Consider the following 16331-nt stretch of genomic DNA (forward strand, 5'->3'; position numbering starts at 1 on the left):
ACAGGGGGTAGACCGTTGACCGCTACTTTGACGCAACTTTCACATTCCATTCGAGTGAGTGTGCGCTTTGATGTCTCTGGATCTGAAGATGCTCGAACATCGGTGGATGTGTGTATTCCCGCCAGTAGTTCCTTTGGCGAGGCCATGCCAGAAATCCTCGAACTAGCAGAAGCGCCGATTCTTTCGGTGCCGTGGCAAGCCCGGACCGCAGCGGGACAACCGATCGACCCAGCGTTGCCGCTACTCCACACCGGTATCTCGCACGGCGACGTGATCGTGTGTACCCCCTTGGAAGAGTCAGATGTCTCCTTGCGTAAAGACGCTGCCGAGGCTCTCAGCGATCTTCCGATTGACTTCGATGCACGGGGGCTAGCGGCCGTCGCCGGCGCTGTCGGCGTGGGATGCCTCACCCTGCTCTCGGCCCGGTCTTCGCTGCCGACCGTTCCGCCAGCTGCGCTATTCCTGCTGCTCCTGACCACCGTGATTGCAACCACCGTGTGGCTGCGCGCGATCGCACCCAACGAGGTGATCGCCAGAAACGTGCTTGCCCTGTGCAGTTGCGCGCTCGGTACGGCTACAGTGTGGACGCTGATCGTGGGTCTTGAATTGCCCTCCGATATCTCTCAACGTGGGTGGGTTGTGCTTGCTGCTTTGAGCGGTGGCGCAGGAATCCTGGCTGCCCTTTCCTGGATTGCAGCGCTGCACACCAGAGTTCTCGCGGCTGCCACCAGCTGTATTTCCCTCATCGCCGTCGGGGCGTGCTCCTTGCTGGCGGTGCGCACGATATCCGAAGGCGCAGCAGTCGTGGTGATCGCCGCATTTATCGTGTTGCTGTTCGCTCCACGGTTGTCCACGACGCTCGCTGGTCTGAGCGTGCCTCCCCTTCCAGCTGCGGGCCAGGATCTCAAAGTTTCTGACCACACGATCGACCGTCCCGATGAACGAGCCCACCGAGCCACTGAGCTCCTCGACGGTATCTGCATCGGTACGGGCATATCCGCGGCAGCAGCACTCATGACGCTGGCGACCATCGGTGATCGCCCCGGATTCACCACTGCGTTTTGTCTTGCTGCTAGCGCAGCGTGCGCCCTGCATGCTGCCCGCCACCGCAGCGCACCTGCAATGTGGGGACTGTGGCTGTGGACCATGACGGGTCTCTTCTCCGGCGCTCTGGTAGCCATGAGTGCCGGCACGTGGGGAGTCATGGTTGCACTGTTATCTGGCCTCCTAGCTCTTTCTGCCCCACTGTGGGCCCACCGCGTGCGCGCCTTCTCTCCCACGCTGTTCCACTGGTTAGAACGATTGGAGGCCCTCGCTCTCGCCGCGGTGTTCCCTCTTGCCGCGCACATCGCCGGGCTTTTCGACGCCATTCGAGGCCTCGGCTAATGCGCGCCCGCTTGTTCTTGTGCCTAAGTCTGCTTTCTTGCTGTCCCGCCCCTGCCTTTGCCCAAGGAGTTTCGGAGGAATGCCCCACTCCGGTGTTGGCCCCGGCTCCGTCGGGAGTTCCCGATCCCGAACTGTTGCGGAGTCATCGCTTTGCCACTGGTGTGGGAGTTCAGGTTGCTGTGATCGATACGGGTGTCGCGGAGCACCCGCGTCTTGGCACAGTGATTCCGGGTGGTGATTTGATTGGTGGTGGCGGTGCCACTGGCGCACTGCACGATTGTGATGGGCACGGAACGATCGTCGCCGGTGTCATCGCAGCTCGGCCTGCTCCTGACTTTGGTGATTCACTGATCGGGGTTGCACCAGATGCCGAAATCATCGCGATTCGTCAGTCGAGTTCTGTGCTGCGTTCCCGGGGAAATTCTTCAGAAACCGCGGGCACCATCGGATCGCTTGCGGAGGCGATCAGCCTGGCCGTTGACCGGGGTGCCGACGTCATAAATGTCTCCCTCGCGTCCTGTATTCCTGAACATCTAGCAGGCACTGCCGACACCTCGGTGCTGGACGCGGCGCTGCATAAGGCTGAGGCCGCGAACGTCGTGGTGGTCGCAGCTGCTGGCAATATTGGTCCCGCATGTCCGGAAGGATCGGTGTCATACCCTGCCGCTTCCCCCACGGTGCTCGCTGTGTCTGCCTCGGCAGACTCCCACACGCTTGCCGAGTATTCCCTCCCCACGAGGAACCGCCCGCTCTCAGCCCCCGGCTCAGTCTTGACCGGCTTGAGTCCTACCGATGTTGGCTTCGCCTCCGCAATGAACTCGCAGCAAGGACCGCGTCCTTTCACCGGAACTAGTTTTGCTGCGCCTGTGGTTTCAGGGATGGCGGCGCAGCTCAAGCAACGCTACCCTGCTGACACCGCCGCCCAGATTCGAGCCAAACTGCTGGCTGCTGCTAGCCCAGGGACGGGCGAGATTGCACCAGGCAGCGCGCTCATGCAATTGGATTCCGCCCCTGTCATGCAACAGGTGTCCGTGAAGGCCCCGAAAGCGGCCTCCACTCGCACGGAACTACGGTCGATGAAGGTGCTCCTCATCTTTCTCGGGTGCGCGACTGCGCTGACCCTGCTTGTGGCAGCCGTTCGCACGCTTCGGTTCAGCTAGCCCTGGGTCCGCAACGCTGCCGATCGCGAAAGCTCTGCACCTTCCGGTAGCAGTGCCAAGATCGGCCACGGAGCGGGTTTCGGCTCTACGATTCCGAGCGCCACAGCATCGATGGGAGTTGACACCCGGTGGGTTGTCCCATAATCGGTCACGAGGACCACACCATGGCCAGTGTCTACGCCCACCGCTCCAATGCTCGGCCCCGCGAAAGCGCTTGCGGTGGCCATACCGGCCAATGCAACTCCAGGTGGGGTCTCGCCGCCGAGCGCTACCTTGCCATCGCCAAGCACCCACACACGCGCAGGTTCTTGCCACACCACCGGCGCGAGAGGCAGCTCGGCCACGTGTCGCACCGCGTCGGGAAAGCGCAGCAGTTCCGTGGGATCCGCCGATCGCACAGGAAGTCCGAGATCACGCGCGATGTCGAACTGCAGCTCGCTGAGCGGCAGGAGCCCGCTATCTTGCTGCAACCAGTACTCGCCGCCTGTTTCCAGGAGTGTGCCGCCCACTTCGCGATACGGCGGTAGCTCTTTGACTGCCGACAGCAATTGCCCCGGAGGTTCCCACACTGGCGTATCCACCGAGATGTTCAGTCGCCGCCTCATGCTACGTCCCAGCGGAGTGTCCTCCGGCGGCAGTTCCGCCCTACCCGCACTGGTAACGACCCACATCCTCGAATCAACACGAGCGAGCAGGCCTTGGTCGTCGAGAAGCGGGGCGGGCGCGGTACCTGCCACTACCGTGACGGTGTCGCCGTCGTGCACCGCGCTCCACTGCAACTCGGGTTGCGGGTGCGGAGCGATGATCCCGGGCGCGCCCACGATACCGATCGGGGTGCCCCGTTGTTGCCCACCCAGCACGCTTGCCGACGCCTTTGTCGCGGCTTCCGGAGCGCCCACCACGAGGCGTGCTGATGCTTCATTCGCAACGGGGTGCAAAGCGTCATTAGCCCGGACGTACAATGCACCGCTTTCGGTGCGAATGATGCTGGCATCGCCGGGATCCACGGCTGGTGCGAAGATCGCGAGGGCCCCGGAGCCCGCGGCGATGATCGCCGTGCCGATGAGTCCGAAAAGCACAGCTCGGCGACGACTACCCAATGGGTCGGAAATCATCCGAACATCGCCGAGCACGACGCCGTGCTCCACTCGTCTCGTGAGGAATTGGTGGCCACTGACTTGGGCCTTGGTGGTGGAAGCCAGCACAGAATTCATGACGAGTCCCCCTCGCATTGCCTGGCCGAGCAATCCCCCAATTGCTCTTGTGGACCAAGCACGTCGGTCACAGATTACCGGTGCCGAACAACTTGTGCAGGTTCAAGCTCGTTAAGGCTTCGCGTCCTGCTGCTCCGCGGCGACGGAATCGCCGGTTTTCACACCGTCGGTGGTCATGACCTTGAGTTGGTCTTGCTCCGCCAGCCACTCAAAGTGGGAATCGCGGCCACGGTTCGGGATGGTTGGCCGGTGGATGTACGGCTGCTCGGCTTCATCCATGGTGAGGCTGCCGTCCAGGTACTGGTCCATCAAAGCGGACTTCATCTCAGGGTTCATCGTTGCGACAACTTCGCCCTTGGTGCGCAGCGGTGGCAATTGCTCTGGGGAGTTACCCGGTGCGCGCATAGCCATGATCTCTGTGTCAGTGAACTCGGCGTTCACAGCGTAAATGGTCACCTGATGATCCCGATATACCGGAGTCACACCTGGAGTGTTCAGGAGGCCAGTCTCGAAGTCTGGGCGTGGCGCCTGGAATCCCCAGAAGTTCGGCGGGGAGATGTAGATGAAGTTCACACCAAGGCCGTGGGCGGCATCGTCCACGCGGTTGGCCTCATCGAACTGCTCAAAGTTGCCTTGGCCCAGGCGCATGGGATGCCAGTAGAGGCTGTTGGTGTGGGATTCCAGGGTGGTGTTGGGCCACAGGTAGTGCTTGTAGAACGCCGGAAGACCGTTGTAGGCGTACATCCAGCCGGAGCCTTCGTCGGGGTTGGAGAAGATCTTGCCCTCGTAGGCGTGTGGCTGTTTGGCGAGCCAATCGAAGGCCTTGATGTCGCGATCGTTCACCAACCTGCCGTCGCGGGCAGAGTTGATTGCCCAGGCCGAGCCACGCTCGATTCCCGTCCGGACGGTGTCTTGAATAACCCAGGCCGTTCCGGCGGTGACCAGGATGGCGAGGGTGGAGGTGACCGCCGTGAACTTCTTCAACGGACCGCCTGTGATGAGGCGGATGATGATGGCAAGTCCCACTGCTGCACCGGCTACGACGAACATCGCAGCCGGCATTACTAAGCGGTGCGCTGTGTTGTAGTGCAGGGAGCCCACCAAGCTGAACCACTCACCCCACGGATCTGCCATCGGGCGCAGTGCGTTCGCGGTGCTGTAGATGCTGAAAATCCAGAACAACGGTGCCCACAGATTGCGACGCCACAGGAGTACGAGCACCGCCCCGGCCGCGGCGATCCACACCCAGGTTTCCACGTTGAGGTAAAAGGAATCGAAGTGGCGGGTCCGCATGAACATGGCGTTCTGAAGTGACTCGTTGAGCGTGAGATCCTCGGTAGCGGTGAAGGCCTTCACTTCTTCGCTTTGCTCGGCGCCGATGAGAATTTGAGGAAGCAGCGCAAGTGCACCGACCACACCAGTGGCAGCGAGAATTCCGATATCCCGGAGGCGCCAACCAATGTGCCCCTTGACGCTGCCCGGCTTGCGTGCCGGAGCCCAAAGCAAGTGCAACAGCCACCACAGCGCCAGTCCCAGCACCACGATCGTTGCGGCTGATGGGTGCAGCTGGACCATGCCGATGAAAGCAAGGGCGCCCACGAAAGAGCGGACGGGCGAGTACGGCAAGGACATAAACAATGCGAGGACGATCCCGCTGAGTGCTACCGCTGCCACGTACGGCCATGCGCCTACGTAGTGGCCGATCCAGTACAGCACGGGCAGCCCGCCGACGATCACTGGTGCTAGGCCTGCCGCCAGCTGTGCGGTTAGTCCGCGTCGACCAATGAAACGCCACGCAAGCAGCCCCACGGAAATCGGGAAACCGACTGCCGGAATGATCAGTCCTGTGAGGTTCGTGGCAGCGATCGGCGAGATGTTCGCTAGGTCTGCCAGCAGCGCTGCCCCTGCGTGCCACGCCGTTGGGTAGTACATCTTCGCCAGCGTCTCGGTGTTTTGTAGCTCACCCATGCGTGTCGAGGACACCACACCGGTTTCCACCGCATAGCGGACCACGCTCGCGTGCCAGTGCACGTCCCAGCCCTGGTAGATGTTGTTCATCCCTTGGGTGGCGCGCCCCAGCAAATCCAGCGACCGACTCAGGATCAACAAGATGCCACCGAGCATGCCCGCACCCGGAATTAGCCACGTCGGGTCAAGGAGGGTTCCAGCACGCTTATCGACGCCCTCAGCCGCGGAATCCTCCAGCTCCTGATTGCGGCGGGTGCGGCGTCGATAAGCAAAAAATGCCCCGTGCCACAGCGCAGCGAGCACCGCGATTCCAGCGGTGAACAAGGCGGCGGAGGTGACGCCAAACTTGATGTCGGTAAGCCCAAACAACCAGCTGGCGAGCCCATAGATTCCAAAAGTGGCAGGCAGTGACGCCGCGACGGCCCACTGACCACGGGCTCCGGAGAGCCACGCAACGATTAGCCCGGGGACGGTAAACACTGCAACTGCTATCGCTGCTGCACTGACCATACCCATGCGTTGACCACCTTAAAATAGAGCCCAATTAACCTCAATTAGCTTAGGCCATAGTGGACATCATTACCTGCAAGGCACGCTTAGCTTTCGGGCGGGAGCGTGCGCATAGCGCGGGTGGCTGCGGCGCGGGCGTGGAGGTGCTCGTCCGCGGGGTAGTCAACCCCCACCAATGACAGACCCTTTGCCGGCGCCACCTGAACCTCGGGACACCGCTCCGACATGCTCAGCAAGGACTCAGCGAACTCCGGCGGTCGACGCCCCTCCCCCACGGCGAGACAAGTACCGACCAGCGAACGAACCATCGACCAACAGAACGCGTCCGCTGTGACATGGGCTTCAAAGAGATTCGGCTCCTCCGGTGTCGAGGCATCCACCCAAGTGAATTTCTCTAGGTCGCGCACTGTGGTGGCATTCGGCTTGTACTTGCACAGCGCGGCGAAGTCATGGAGACCCACCAACATGTCGGCTGCTGCCTGCATCTTGTCAAGATCGACCTGCTTGGGCCAGTGCGCGGTATCCAAGACCCGGGTGGGCAAGACGCCTGCTGGGTCGGCGCTGATGCGATAGATGTAGTGGCGACGCAGCGCGGAAAACCGCGCGTCGAAGTCTGGCGGGGCAAACATACAGGTACTGACCCGAATATCGTCGGGGAGCAGACGAGCGAGTCGGCGAACGAGGCGCATCGGATCCCCATCGATGGTGCGCTGCTCTAACGCCGAATCCTCGACATCAAAATGTGCGACCTGGCCACGCGCATGTACGCCGGCATCGGTACGGCCAGCGACCGTCAGCTGGATCGGTTGGCGAAGCACCATGGACAGCGCGTCCTCAAGTACCTGCTGTACCGTGCGCAGCTCTGGATCACCTTCCTTGGGCCCCTGCCTGGCCCATCCGTGAAAGTCGGTGCCATCATAGGCGACATCGATGCGCAGTCTTTTCATTGACATAGTGGCTTTTAGTGTAGTGAATAGGCGAGGCAGCTCCACTGGTCGGTGGAGCTTTGCGCGACTTATGCACTCGCGAACCCCGCCTCCGGCGCGTCGGCAAGCGCGCTAGCAATGCAAAAAGCCCGCTACCACGATGGGTAGCGGGCCTGCTAAAAAGCGGTGAGATTACTTCTCTTCAGCCTTAGCTTCGGTAGCTTCTTCAGCCTTCTCCTCAGCTTCAGCTTCCTTTGCCTCTGCCTCAGCAGCTGCGTCGGTAGCCTCTTCTGCTTCAACCTCAGGAGCGTCTGCAACTACAGGAGCTTCTTCTTCGGTCTTCTTGGAAGCAGCTGCGCGGGTAGCGCGGGAAGCCTCAGCAGAAACGGTCTCCTCGAGAACGAGGGAGATCTGGGACATTGGAGCGTTGTCGCCGCGACGGTTCTCCAGCTTGATGATGCGGGTGTAGCCACCTTCGCGGTTCTCAAACTTTGGAGCCAGCTCGTTGAACAAGTAAGCAACAACTTCCTTGTTGGTGATGAGCTTGGCAACGTTACGACGATCCGCAACGGTGCCGCCCTTAGCCTTGGTGATGATCTTTTCTACGTATGGACGCAGTACCTTTGCCTTGGCATCGGTGGTCTTGATTGCGCCGTGCTCGATCAGCTGGGAAGCCAGGTTAGAAAGAATCTTCTTCTGGTTAGTAGCCGAACCGCCGAGACGGGCGCCCTTCTTAGGGGTAGGCATTGATGTACTCCTCGTGTACAGGTATGTGAGCGCAGGCTCTTGAAATCAAGAGCCCTAGGGCGTTTTACTCAGAATCTTCCGGGTCAAAGTCAATGAACTCGCCGGTCTCAGCGTCGTAGCCTTCGATCTGGGTTGGATCGAAGTCTTCAGGTGCATCCTTCAGGGTCAAGCCCAGGCCCGCAAGCTTGATCTTGACCTCGTTGATGGACTTCTGACCGAAGTTGCGGATATCCAGCAGATCCGATTCGGTGCACTCTGCGAGCTCACCAACGGTGTGGATTTCCTGGCGCTTCAGGCAGTTGTAGGAGCGAACAGAGAAGTTCAGGTCCTCAATTGCCATGCTGTAAGCAGCGATGTGCTCAGTCTCCTGTGGAGATGGGCCGATTTCGATGCCTTCAGCTGCGGTGTTCAGCTCGCGAGCGAGGCCGAACAGCTCAACCAGAGTCTTGCCTGCAGATGCGAGTGCGTCACGTGCGGAGATGGAGTTCTTAGTCTCAACATCGATGATCAGCTTGTCAAAGTCGGTGCGCTGCTCAACACGAGTAGCTTCGACCTTGTAGCTCACCTTGAGTACTGGGGAGTAGATCTGGTCAACAGGAATGCGACCGATCTCGGCTCCGCCAGCGTTCAGGGTTGCCGGAACGTAGCCACGGCCACGCTCGACAATCAGCTCGATGTCCAGGCGACCCTGCTCATTGAGGGTAGCGATGTGCAGATCCGGGTTGTGGATCTCCACACCAGCTGGAGGCTGAATGTCACCAGCGGTGACCTCGCCTTCGCCAGTCTTGCTCAGGTACATGACCACTGGCTCGTCAGAGTCAGAGGACAGCACAATGCCCTTGATGTTCAGGATGATGTCGGAGACATCTTCCTTCACACCGTTGATGGTGGTGAACTCGTGGAGCACACCATCGATCTTGACGCTGGTCACTGCTGCACCTGGGATAGAGGACAGCAGGGTACGACGCAGCGAGTTACCAAGGGTGTAGCCGAAACCTGGCTCCAGTGGCTCAATGATGAACCGGGAACGAGCTTCGTCGACGAATTCCTCGGTGAGGGTAGGACGCTGTGAAATGAGCATGAACTTCTCCTTGTGTGACGCCCGCTATTTGACGCCAATAGGCAGTATTTGACTTGATTCCCTACCGCACCATTGTAGGTGCGGTTAGGAAGATTACTTCGAGTAGAACTCGACGATCAGCTGTTCGTTGATTGGAACGTCGATCTGAGCGCGCTCTGGCAGCTGGTGCACGAGAATGCGCAGGGTAGATGGAACGACCTGCAACCATGCTGGCACGATTGCGTCGACGAGGTTATCCTGAGCCTCTTCGAACCAGATCATCTTACGAGACTTCTCGCGAACATCGATGATGTCGTACTGAGAAACCTGGAAAGAAGGTACGTTGATCTTCTTGCCGTTCACGGTGAAGTGACCGTGAGAGACGAGCTGACGTGCCTGGCGACGGGTACGCGCAAGACCTGCACGGTAAACCACGTTGTCAAGGCGAGCCTCAAGCATGATGACCAGATTGTCACCGGTCTTGCCTGGGCGACGGTTAGCTTCAGCGTAGTAGCGACGGAACTGCTTCTCCATGACGCCGTAGGTGAAGCGAGCCTTCTGCTTCTCCTGCAGCTGGAGGAGGTACTCAGACTCCTTGATGCGAGCGCGGCCAGCTTGTCCCGGAGGATAAGGGCGACGCTCGAATGCCATATCTCCGCCGACGAGGTCGACACGGAGGCGACGGGACTTACGGGTTACAGGGCCGGTATAACGAGCCATAGTTTGTTACTCTTCCTTTCCCTGATTAAACGCGACGGCGCTTAGGCGGACGGCAGCCATTGTGTGGCTGTGGGGTGACGTCGGTGATGGAACCGACCTCAAGACCCGCGGTGGACAGGGAACGGATTGCGGTCTCGCGACCAGAGCCTGGGCCCTTAACGTAGACGTCAACCTTCTTCATGCCGTGCTCCATTGCCTTACGTGCGGCAGACTCAGCAGCCATCTGTGCAGCGAATGGGGTGGACTTGCGGGAACCCTTGAAGCCGACGTGGCCGGAGGATGCCCAAGAAATAACAGCACCGGATGGGTCCGTGATGGACACGATGGTGTTGTTGAAGGTGGACTTGATGTATGCGGCGCCCTGCGCCACATTCTTCTTTACGACGCGACGGCCAGTGCGGCGCGCGCCAGAGCGTGCTTTAGGAGGCATTTTTACTTCTTCTTTCCGGCGATCGTCTTCTTAGGACCCTTACGCGTGCGAGCGTTGGTCTTGGTGCGCTGACCACGAACTGGGAGGCCACGACGGTGGCGCAGACCCTGGTAGGAGCCGATCTCAATCTTGCGACGGATGTCGGCTGCTACCTGGCGGCGGAGGTCACCCTCGACCTTCCAGGTGGCTTCGATAACGTCACGCAGAGCAGCAATTTGCTCATCGGTGAGGTTGTCGGTGCGCAGATCAGGAGAGATGCCAGTCTCTTCCAGCAGCTTGGCAGCACGGGCTGGGCCGATGCCGTAGATGTAGGTAAGTGCTACCTCCATACGCTTGTTGCGTGGGAGGTCAACACCAGCTAGACGTGCCATATTGGTACGTGCCTTTCCGGTTGTTGCGGTGGTTTTCTCCACATTCATCCCCGTCTCATAGCGCTTCACCCGGACGGATAGGCCGGATAGTGGGCTACGCAAACACAGGGCTCCAGCCACCGTAGCTAGAGGTAGAAGTAGTGCCTGTTAGCGACGCTTTTCGACGCCGCTGCAGTTCAAAGCACCTGGAATGTGAAGGCGAATGATTTATTTACTTGTAGCGGTAGACAATGCGACCGCGGGTCAGGTCGTACGGAGACAGCTCCACGACGACGCGATCCTCAGGAAGAATGCGGATGTAGTGCTGACGCATCTTGCCCGAGATGTGAGCAAGTACTTTGTGTCCGTTATCGAGCTCGACACGGAACATTGCATTCGGCAAAGGCTCGATAATCTTGCCCTCAACCTCAATTGCGCCTTCTTTAGCCATATCCTCCGCTTCCCCGGTATTCACAAGCTAAATACCTGGTAGATGTCACCGTTGTGTGCGATACATCGGTGGGCGCATGCACTAGTACATACACCAACGGATAAGGTTACAGGTAAGGGCTGACAAAAAGCAAGACCGCACCCTAGCACAGGATGCGGTCGCTTGCAGGTATGACGCGTGATGCCTTAGTAGACGTACACCATCTCGCCGACCTGAAGGTCGTTGAAGAATGCTGCGGAGTCTTCGTAGAGCAGGTGGACACAGCCGTGAGACAGCCAATCAATGCGACCTGCATGGAAGGCAATGCCATTGTGGGTGAAATACACCGAGTTTGGCATCGGCGCGTTATTGAACTCGTAGGAAATTTCGTCCTTCACCTTGCGGGTGACGTAGAAAGTGCCACTTGGGGTTTCCCAACCTGCGGCGCCATGCGAAACAGGCACTGGCCCGTAGGAGATTTCGCCACCTCGCTGAAGCCAGGCACGGTTACCGGCCTTGTCCAGGCAGGCACGTGCCTGCGGTGGGCAAGAGCCACGATCGATCTGCGGTGCTGGAGCGGGTGCAGGGGCTGGCTCTTCAACAACTGGCGCTGGAGCAGGGGCCGGAGCGGGCGCAGGGGCTGGTGCCGGCATCTTGGATTCCAGCAGGCCTGGGAAGTGGAAACGAAGATTATCATCGGCAGCCTTGCGAAGTGCGTCGCGCTGCGCTGCTGGCAGGCCGGCGGTGGAGTTGTACACGGCGTTGCGCGCGTTCCAAGCCGCCTCGGCAGCAAAGTCAGACGAGCCTGCCTGGAAGTCGGAGGACCCATTCTGAATGTTTGCAGGAAGGTCAGCAGCCATAGCCGGCTGACTCAAAACCGCGGACGCGGCTACCACAGTGGAGGCCGCGATCGCCGCGCGGCGCTTGAATGCAGAAGGCTTACGGTGCTTACTCATGACTACGGAGTATATGCCATTTTCGGTAGGTTTACTCAAATTGAAATCGTCAATTATGCGCAAAGATCAAAAAATAACTACTTCGTCAGTCACCTTCAGCTGATGAAAATAATGCCTGGCATCATGTTCCGTGAGATGGATGCAACCGTGTGACATCTGTTCAAGATCACCTTGATGGAACGCAATGCCAAGCGGACTGAAGTAGGTCGACCACGGCATGGGTTCGAGATCAAATTCGTAAGACACCTCGTCCTTGACGTGGCGCATTACATGAAACTGTCCGTGCGGTGTTTCCCAGCCTGGACGCCCAGAATTGAGGCTTACGGGACCGTATTCGACGTTGCCACCACGTTGCAACCATGACTTTCGCGCGGTCAGATCTACACAGGCTCGCGCGGTGGGTGGGCATTTTTGGTAGTTGGGTTCGATTGTCGCAACTGGGGTAGGCGTAGGGGTGGATACGATGACATCGGAGATCTCAGCTTCGGCGACGATATTCTCGACAACCACTGGCTCGTCTTGCTGGCCCAATCCAGCCACGCTCGTGCCGAGGACGGCAATAGTGGTGAAGTATCCGGCCACAACAACTGCGGTCGGATTTCCATCCCTCATCTTCGACATTAGCTTCACGACTGTGAATCCTAACCGACAAGCAGCAAGAGCACTATTCCTGGCGAGGAGTCAAAATGCGTGGCCCACCAGCGGTCGCAGCGACCGTGTGTTCCCAGTGGGCAGCGAATGAACCGTCGAGGGTAACGACTGTCCAATCGTCCTCCAATACTGCGGAATCTTCCGTGCCCAAAGTCAGCATCGGTTCAATGGCTAGCACTGATCCTTCCTGGATCATCGGACCGCGCCCTGGCTTGCCCTCATTGGCAAGGTACGGGTCTTCATGCATTGTCCGACCGATTCCATGTCCACCGTAGCCATCGACGATGCCCAGGTGCACGTCGAAAAGCTGCTCGGCCTTACGCGTGGCAACCTCGAGTGCGTGGGAGACGTCCGTGAGGCGGTTGCCCGGGCGCATGGCCTTGAGTCCCTCCATCAGCACCCATTCGGTGGCGCGGTTGAGCTTATCGACGTCCTCGTCAAGCTCACCGATGCCGAACGACCAAGCCGAGTCCCCTACCCACCCGTCAAATGTGGCACCACAATCGATGGAGACGAGGTCACCGCTTTGGAGAACTGTTTCGTTATTTGGGATACCGTGGACGATCACTTCGTTTACGGACGCGCAGATTGAACCTGGGAAACCGTGGTATCCGAGGAACGTCGGGATGGCCCCGGCTGCCCGAATGGTTTCCTCAGCTACCTGGTCGAGCTCCAATGTGCTCACCCCTGGCTTTGCCGCCGCTTTCACGGCTTGCAAAGTGCGGCCGACGATCTCACCGGCGGCTTGCATGGCATCCAACTCGCCCGGAGTTTTTGCTGCGATCGTCTTGTTCTTTTTGCGAAATCCCATAGTTTCCTACTCAATGTGAAAAGCCGACTGCAGTAATGCGCAGTCGGCTTCTAGTGTGGAAGTTTTACTTTCCGAGAGCTTCCATCGTGCGAGCGTTAATGTCCTCAACGCTGCCCTCTGCTGCGATGGCAATGATCTGGTCACCGTAGTGATCAATCAGTGGCGCAGTCTCATCGCGGTAGACGCCAAGACGGGTGCGGATGGTTTCCTCGTTATCATCTGCACGGCCGCGAGCGAGCATGCGCTCTACGACGACGTCTTCGGACACCTGGAAGTTGACGACACCGTCGAGCTTTTCGCCGGCCTTAGCCAGGAGCTCTTCGAGGATGTCAGCCTGCTCGACCGTGCGTGGGAAGCCGTCCAGCAGGAAGCCATCCTTGGCATCATCTTCGGCCAGGCGAGACTCAACCATACGGGCAGTCACATCGGTTGGGACGAGCTTGCCAGCGTCGATGTAAGACTTTGCCTCGACACCGAGTGGGGTGCCTTCGCCGATGTTTGCGCGGAACAGATCGCCAGTGGAGATGTGGGGAATGCCCAGCTTCTCGGAGAGAATTGCGGCCTGGGTGCCCTTGCCTGCGCCCGGAGGGCCAAGGAGTACGAGTCTCATTTAAGGAATCCTTCGTAGTTGCTTTGGAGGAGCTGGCTCTCGATCTGCTTGACTGTGGTCAGTGCGACAGAGACGAGAATCAAGATGGCCGTGCCACCGAAAGGCGTTGAACTTGCCGCGCCCGAGCTCACACCAAGATCCATCATGATGTTTGGAAGAACCGCGATGATGCCCAGGTAAAGGGCACCCACGAACAGCAGTCGGTTCATCACATATCCAAGGTACTCTGCGGTAGGTCGGCCCGGGCGAATACCCGGAATAAAACCACCATATTTCTTCATGTTGTCCGCTTGTTCGTTCGGATCGTACTGAACAGAGACGTAGAAGTAAGAGAAGAAGATGATGAGGGCAAAGTAGCCCAGGATGTACTGCCACGAAGATGGTGTCTGCAGGTACTGGATCACGTTGCGCTGCCACCAGTTATCCGGAACCGTAGTGGAACTGGAGTTGATGATTTGGGTGATGAGGACCGGGACGTACATCAGGGAGGAAGCGAAGATCACTGGGATCACGCCAGCCTGGTTCACCTTCAGTGGCAGGTACGTAGAGGTACCACCGTACTGGCGACGTCCCACCATACGCTTGGCGTACTGAACCGGAATGCGACGCTGACCTTGCTCAATGAAGATAACACCGACAACAAGAATGAACACCGCCACCAGCACGAGGGAGAATGTCATCGTGCCGGAGGAACGGTAAATATTCATGCCATCGGAAGGAAGACGAGTAGCGATACCTGCGAAGATCAGCAGCGACATGCCATTACCGATACCCCGATCGGTCATCAGCTCGCCAATCCACATCACCAAGACCGCGCCCGCAGTCATGGTAACCACCAGGATGATGAGGTCAAAGATGTTTCGGTCCGACTTAAGGACCTCAATTCCTTGCCCCAACAGCTGCTGGCGATCAGCCAGCGCGACAATGCCAGAGGATTGCAAGAGAGCAAGAGCTACCGTGAGATAACGCGTGTACTGCGTCATCTTCGTCTGGCCGGACTGCCCCTCTTTTTTCAGCTCCTCAAAGTGCGGAATAACCACGGTGAGCAGCTGCACAATAATCGACGCCGTAATGTACGGCATGATGCCGATGGCAAAGATCGACAGCTGCAGCAGCGCACCACCGGAGAACAAGTTAATCAGCGAGTAAACGCTGCCTTGGTCTTCTGTGAGTTGGCGCAGACGGCCCGCAATGGAGGCGTAGTCGACACCTGGCGATGGAATCTGTGCACCGACGCGATACAAGATGATCATCGCGATGGTGAACAAAATCTTCTTTCGAAGATCCACATCCTTAAATGCTGAAATAAGGGCGGACACTTATCCTCCTGGCCCTCCTTCTCCACTGTCAGGGAAAGGAGAGGGTGTAATTGAGTTCAGTTACGCCACGCACAAAAGGGCGCGACAGAGATACAACACGGCAACTTTACCAGGATCATCCGATGATAGGAACTCTTGGCGTGCACTTAGGGCCCACTGGGGACACCAAACTGCCGGGCTGCCACAAGTGATTGGCTTCTAAATTAACCAAATACTAGAAAGACGGAGTAGCACCCGCGATATCCACTTCGATTGAAGCCGGATAATCCGTGTGCTACTCCGACGATCGGATGTTACTTATCGAAAGTGGGACACCCTACCGCTAGCTGGAAACCGCTACCCGCGACCGCCACGCCAACCGTTTCCGCCGCCATCGTAATGGCGGCCTTGACGACCTTGCTTACCCTGGCCAGACTTTTGGCCTGCCCCAGCCTCAAAGGCCGCAAGGTGGTTCTTGGATCCGGCAAGCAGTCGGCCGTATACGTCCTTCAACACCTGATCCTCAGTCTCGGCCATTACCTTCTCCAAGTCAGCGATGTCACGGCGCTCCAATTCAGCACCAACCTTGAATGCTGCGTCCTGAGATTCGAGCCCACGTGCGAGCCAGTCATCGTAGAGCTTTTGGATATCAGCGTTCTCGTACTTGCCAGCGACGGAAGCATCCGGGCGCGCTACTCCCAATCGGTCAAGTTGCGCTGCAACCAGTCCATTGTGCTTAGTCTCCGCCTTGGAGATATTGGAGAATTTGCGGCTACCCCACTTCTCGCCCAGCGCGACATACAAATCCTGAGCCATGCGTTCCTCTTCGAACATCATCCTCAAGTTAGCCACATCTTGAGAATCCGCAGGGATGCTCACCACCACATCCGACACCTGCGCTGACGCGGCAGTCGCTCCAGTTACGCTCAGCGTAGCGACGATAACCCCGCCAACGAGCGCTTTTGCTACACCATGAACAGACATTTCTGCCCCTTTCCTTGATGGTTTCCTATTTCTTGATACACCTCCATTATCCCCTCACTTTTACAAATGTAAAAGTGATTCACATCGCTATTTATGCACGTCAGAGCCATATCTGCCATG

At 58.5% G+C, this 16331-nt stretch carries 17 protein-coding genes; 2 read left to right on the top strand and 15 right to left on the bottom strand.

What is annotated here, in order from left to right; all coding sequences use genetic code 11:
- Positions 1 to 54: 54 nt before the first annotated feature.
- Positions 55 to 1386 (top strand): type VII secretion integral membrane protein EccD, encoded by a 1332-nt coding sequence (eccD, locus tag CKALI_RS09815; protein ID WP_197079682.1) that lies wholly within the window; start codon positions 55 to 57, stop codon positions 1384 to 1386.
- Between the two features lie 92 nt (positions 1387 to 1478).
- A complete protein-coding gene (gene mycP, locus CKALI_RS09820) occupies positions 1479 to 2546 on the top strand; it encodes a type VII secretion-associated serine protease mycosin (protein ID WP_231580457.1) in 1068 nt (355 codons plus the stop codon).
- Here the strand turns inward: mycP and eccB are convergent.
- From eccB to CKALI_RS09895, 15 genes are all read right to left on the bottom strand, one after another.
- Positions 2543 to 3760, bottom strand: coding sequence for a type VII secretion protein EccB (eccB, locus tag CKALI_RS09825; RefSeq protein ID WP_197079683.1), 1218 nt, complete (start codon positions 3758 to 3760; stop codon positions 2543 to 2545). The genes mycP and eccB overlap by 4 nt on opposite strands.
- A 111-nt stretch (positions 3761 to 3871) precedes the next feature.
- Positions 3872 to 6244, bottom strand: coding sequence for a DUF6541 family protein (locus CKALI_RS09830; protein WP_156193183.1), 2373 nt, complete (start codon positions 6242 to 6244; stop codon positions 3872 to 3874).
- Positions 6245 to 6324: 80 nt separating this feature from the next.
- The gene (truA, locus tag CKALI_RS09835) at positions 6325 to 7191 is read right to left on the bottom strand and encodes a tRNA pseudouridine(38-40) synthase TruA (protein WP_156193184.1); all 867 of its coding nucleotides are present in this window, start codon (positions 7189 to 7191) and stop codon (positions 6325 to 6327) included.
- Positions 7192 to 7356: 165 nt separating this feature from the next.
- On the bottom strand, positions 7357 to 7911 hold the full coding sequence (gene rplQ, locus CKALI_RS09840; protein WP_156193185.1) for a 50S ribosomal protein L17: 555 nt from the start codon (positions 7909 to 7911) through the stop codon (positions 7357 to 7359).
- Between the two features lie 64 nt (positions 7912 to 7975).
- Positions 7976 to 8992, bottom strand: a complete 1017-nt coding sequence (locus CKALI_RS09845) for a DNA-directed RNA polymerase subunit alpha (RefSeq protein ID WP_156193186.1) — start codon at positions 8990 to 8992, stop codon at positions 7976 to 7978.
- A gap of 93 nt (positions 8993 to 9085) precedes the next feature.
- Positions 9086 to 9691 (bottom strand): 30S ribosomal protein S4, encoded by a 606-nt coding sequence (rpsD, locus tag CKALI_RS09850; RefSeq protein ID WP_156193187.1) that lies wholly within the window; start codon positions 9689 to 9691, stop codon positions 9086 to 9088.
- A gap of 25 nt (positions 9692 to 9716) precedes the next feature.
- Positions 9717 to 10121: a 30S ribosomal protein S11 gene (gene rpsK, locus CKALI_RS09855; protein WP_156193188.1), complete on the bottom strand. Its 405-nt coding sequence runs from the start codon at positions 10119 to 10121 to the stop codon at positions 9717 to 9719.
- Between the two features lie 2 nt (positions 10122 to 10123).
- Entirely contained in the window at positions 10124 to 10492 is a 369-nt protein-coding gene (gene rpsM / locus CKALI_RS09860; protein ID WP_156193765.1) for a 30S ribosomal protein S13, read from the bottom strand.
- 211 nt (positions 10493 to 10703) lie between these two features.
- A complete protein-coding gene (gene infA, locus CKALI_RS09865) occupies positions 10704 to 10922 on the bottom strand; it encodes a translation initiation factor IF-1 (protein ID WP_025251938.1) in 219 nt (72 codons plus the stop codon).
- A 185-nt stretch (positions 10923 to 11107) separates the two neighbouring features.
- The gene (locus tag CKALI_RS09870) at positions 11108 to 11857 is read right to left on the bottom strand and encodes a L,D-transpeptidase (protein WP_156193189.1); all 750 of its coding nucleotides are present in this window, start codon (positions 11855 to 11857) and stop codon (positions 11108 to 11110) included.
- 66 nt (positions 11858 to 11923) lie between these two features.
- Complete coding sequence (locus CKALI_RS09875) at positions 11924 to 12478, bottom strand: L,D-transpeptidase (RefSeq protein WP_156193190.1); 555 nt, start codon at positions 12476 to 12478, stop codon at positions 11924 to 11926.
- A 43-nt stretch (positions 12479 to 12521) separates the two neighbouring features.
- Positions 12522 to 13319 (bottom strand): type I methionyl aminopeptidase, encoded by a 798-nt coding sequence (gene map / locus CKALI_RS09880; protein ID WP_156193191.1) that lies wholly within the window; start codon positions 13317 to 13319, stop codon positions 12522 to 12524.
- A gap of 64 nt (positions 13320 to 13383) precedes the next feature.
- A complete protein-coding gene (locus tag CKALI_RS09885) occupies positions 13384 to 13929 on the bottom strand; it encodes an adenylate kinase (protein ID WP_156193192.1) in 546 nt (181 codons plus the stop codon).
- Positions 13926 to 15248, bottom strand: coding sequence for a preprotein translocase subunit SecY (gene secY / locus CKALI_RS09890; protein WP_156193193.1), 1323 nt, complete (start codon positions 15246 to 15248; stop codon positions 13926 to 13928). The genes CKALI_RS09885 and secY overlap by 4 nt, the downstream gene beginning before the upstream one ends.
- A gap of 336 nt (positions 15249 to 15584) precedes the next feature.
- On the bottom strand, positions 15585 to 16211 hold the full coding sequence (locus CKALI_RS09895; RefSeq protein ID WP_156193194.1) for a ferritin-like domain-containing protein: 627 nt from the start codon (positions 16209 to 16211) through the stop codon (positions 15585 to 15587).
- Positions 16212 to 16331 lie beyond the last annotated feature (120 nt).

The organism is Corynebacterium kalinowskii, from assembly GCF_009734385.1.
Taxonomy (GTDB): Bacteria; Actinomycetota; Actinomycetes; order Mycobacteriales; family Mycobacteriaceae; genus Corynebacterium; species Corynebacterium kalinowskii.

Bases quoted from the DNA above. Each gene is read 5' to 3' on its own strand.
- eccB (WP_197079683.1), bottom strand. From the start codon at position 3,760: ATGAATTCTGTGCTGGCTTCCACCACCAAGGCCCAAGTCAGTGGCCAC.
- CKALI_RS09830 (WP_156193183.1), bottom strand. From the start codon at position 6,244: ATGGGTATGGTCAGTGCAGCAGCGATAGCAGTTGCAGTGTTTACCGTC.
- truA (WP_156193184.1), bottom strand. From the start codon at position 7,191: ATGTCAATGAAAAGACTGCGCATCGATGTCGCCTATGATGGCACCGAC.
- rplQ (WP_156193185.1), bottom strand. From the start codon at position 7,911: ATGCCTACCCCTAAGAAGGGCGCCCGTCTCGGCGGTTCGGCTACTAAC.
- CKALI_RS09845 (WP_156193186.1), bottom strand. From the start codon at position 8,992: ATGCTCATTTCACAGCGTCCTACCCTCACCGAGGAATTCGTCGACGAA.
- rpsD (WP_156193187.1), bottom strand. From the start codon at position 9,691: ATGGCTCGTTATACCGGCCCTGTAACCCGTAAGTCCCGTCGCCTCCGT.
- rpsK (WP_156193188.1), bottom strand. From the start codon at position 10,121: ATGCCTCCTAAAGCACGCTCTGGCGCGCGCCGCACTGGCCGTCGCGTC.
- rpsM (WP_156193765.1), bottom strand. From the start codon at position 10,492: ATGGCACGTCTAGCTGGTGTTGACCTCCCACGCAACAAGCGTATGGAG.
- infA (WP_025251938.1), bottom strand. From the start codon at position 10,922: ATGGCTAAAGAAGGCGCAATTGAGGTTGAGGGCAAGATTATCGAGCCT.
- CKALI_RS09870 (WP_156193189.1), bottom strand. From the start codon at position 11,857: ATGAGTAAGCACCGTAAGCCTTCTGCATTCAAGCGCCGCGCGGCGATC.
- CKALI_RS09875 (WP_156193190.1), bottom strand. From the start codon at position 12,478: ATGTCGAAGATGAGGGATGGAAATCCGACCGCAGTTGTTGTGGCCGGA.
- map (WP_156193191.1), bottom strand. From the start codon at position 13,319: ATGGGATTTCGCAAAAAGAACAAGACGATCGCAGCAAAAACTCCGGGC.
- CKALI_RS09885 (WP_156193192.1), bottom strand. From the start codon at position 13,929: ATGAGACTCGTACTCCTTGGCCCTCCGGGCGCAGGCAAGGGCACCCAG.
- CKALI_RS09895 (WP_156193194.1), bottom strand. From the start codon at position 16,211: ATGTCTGTTCATGGTGTAGCAAAAGCGCTCGTTGGCGGGGTTATCGTC.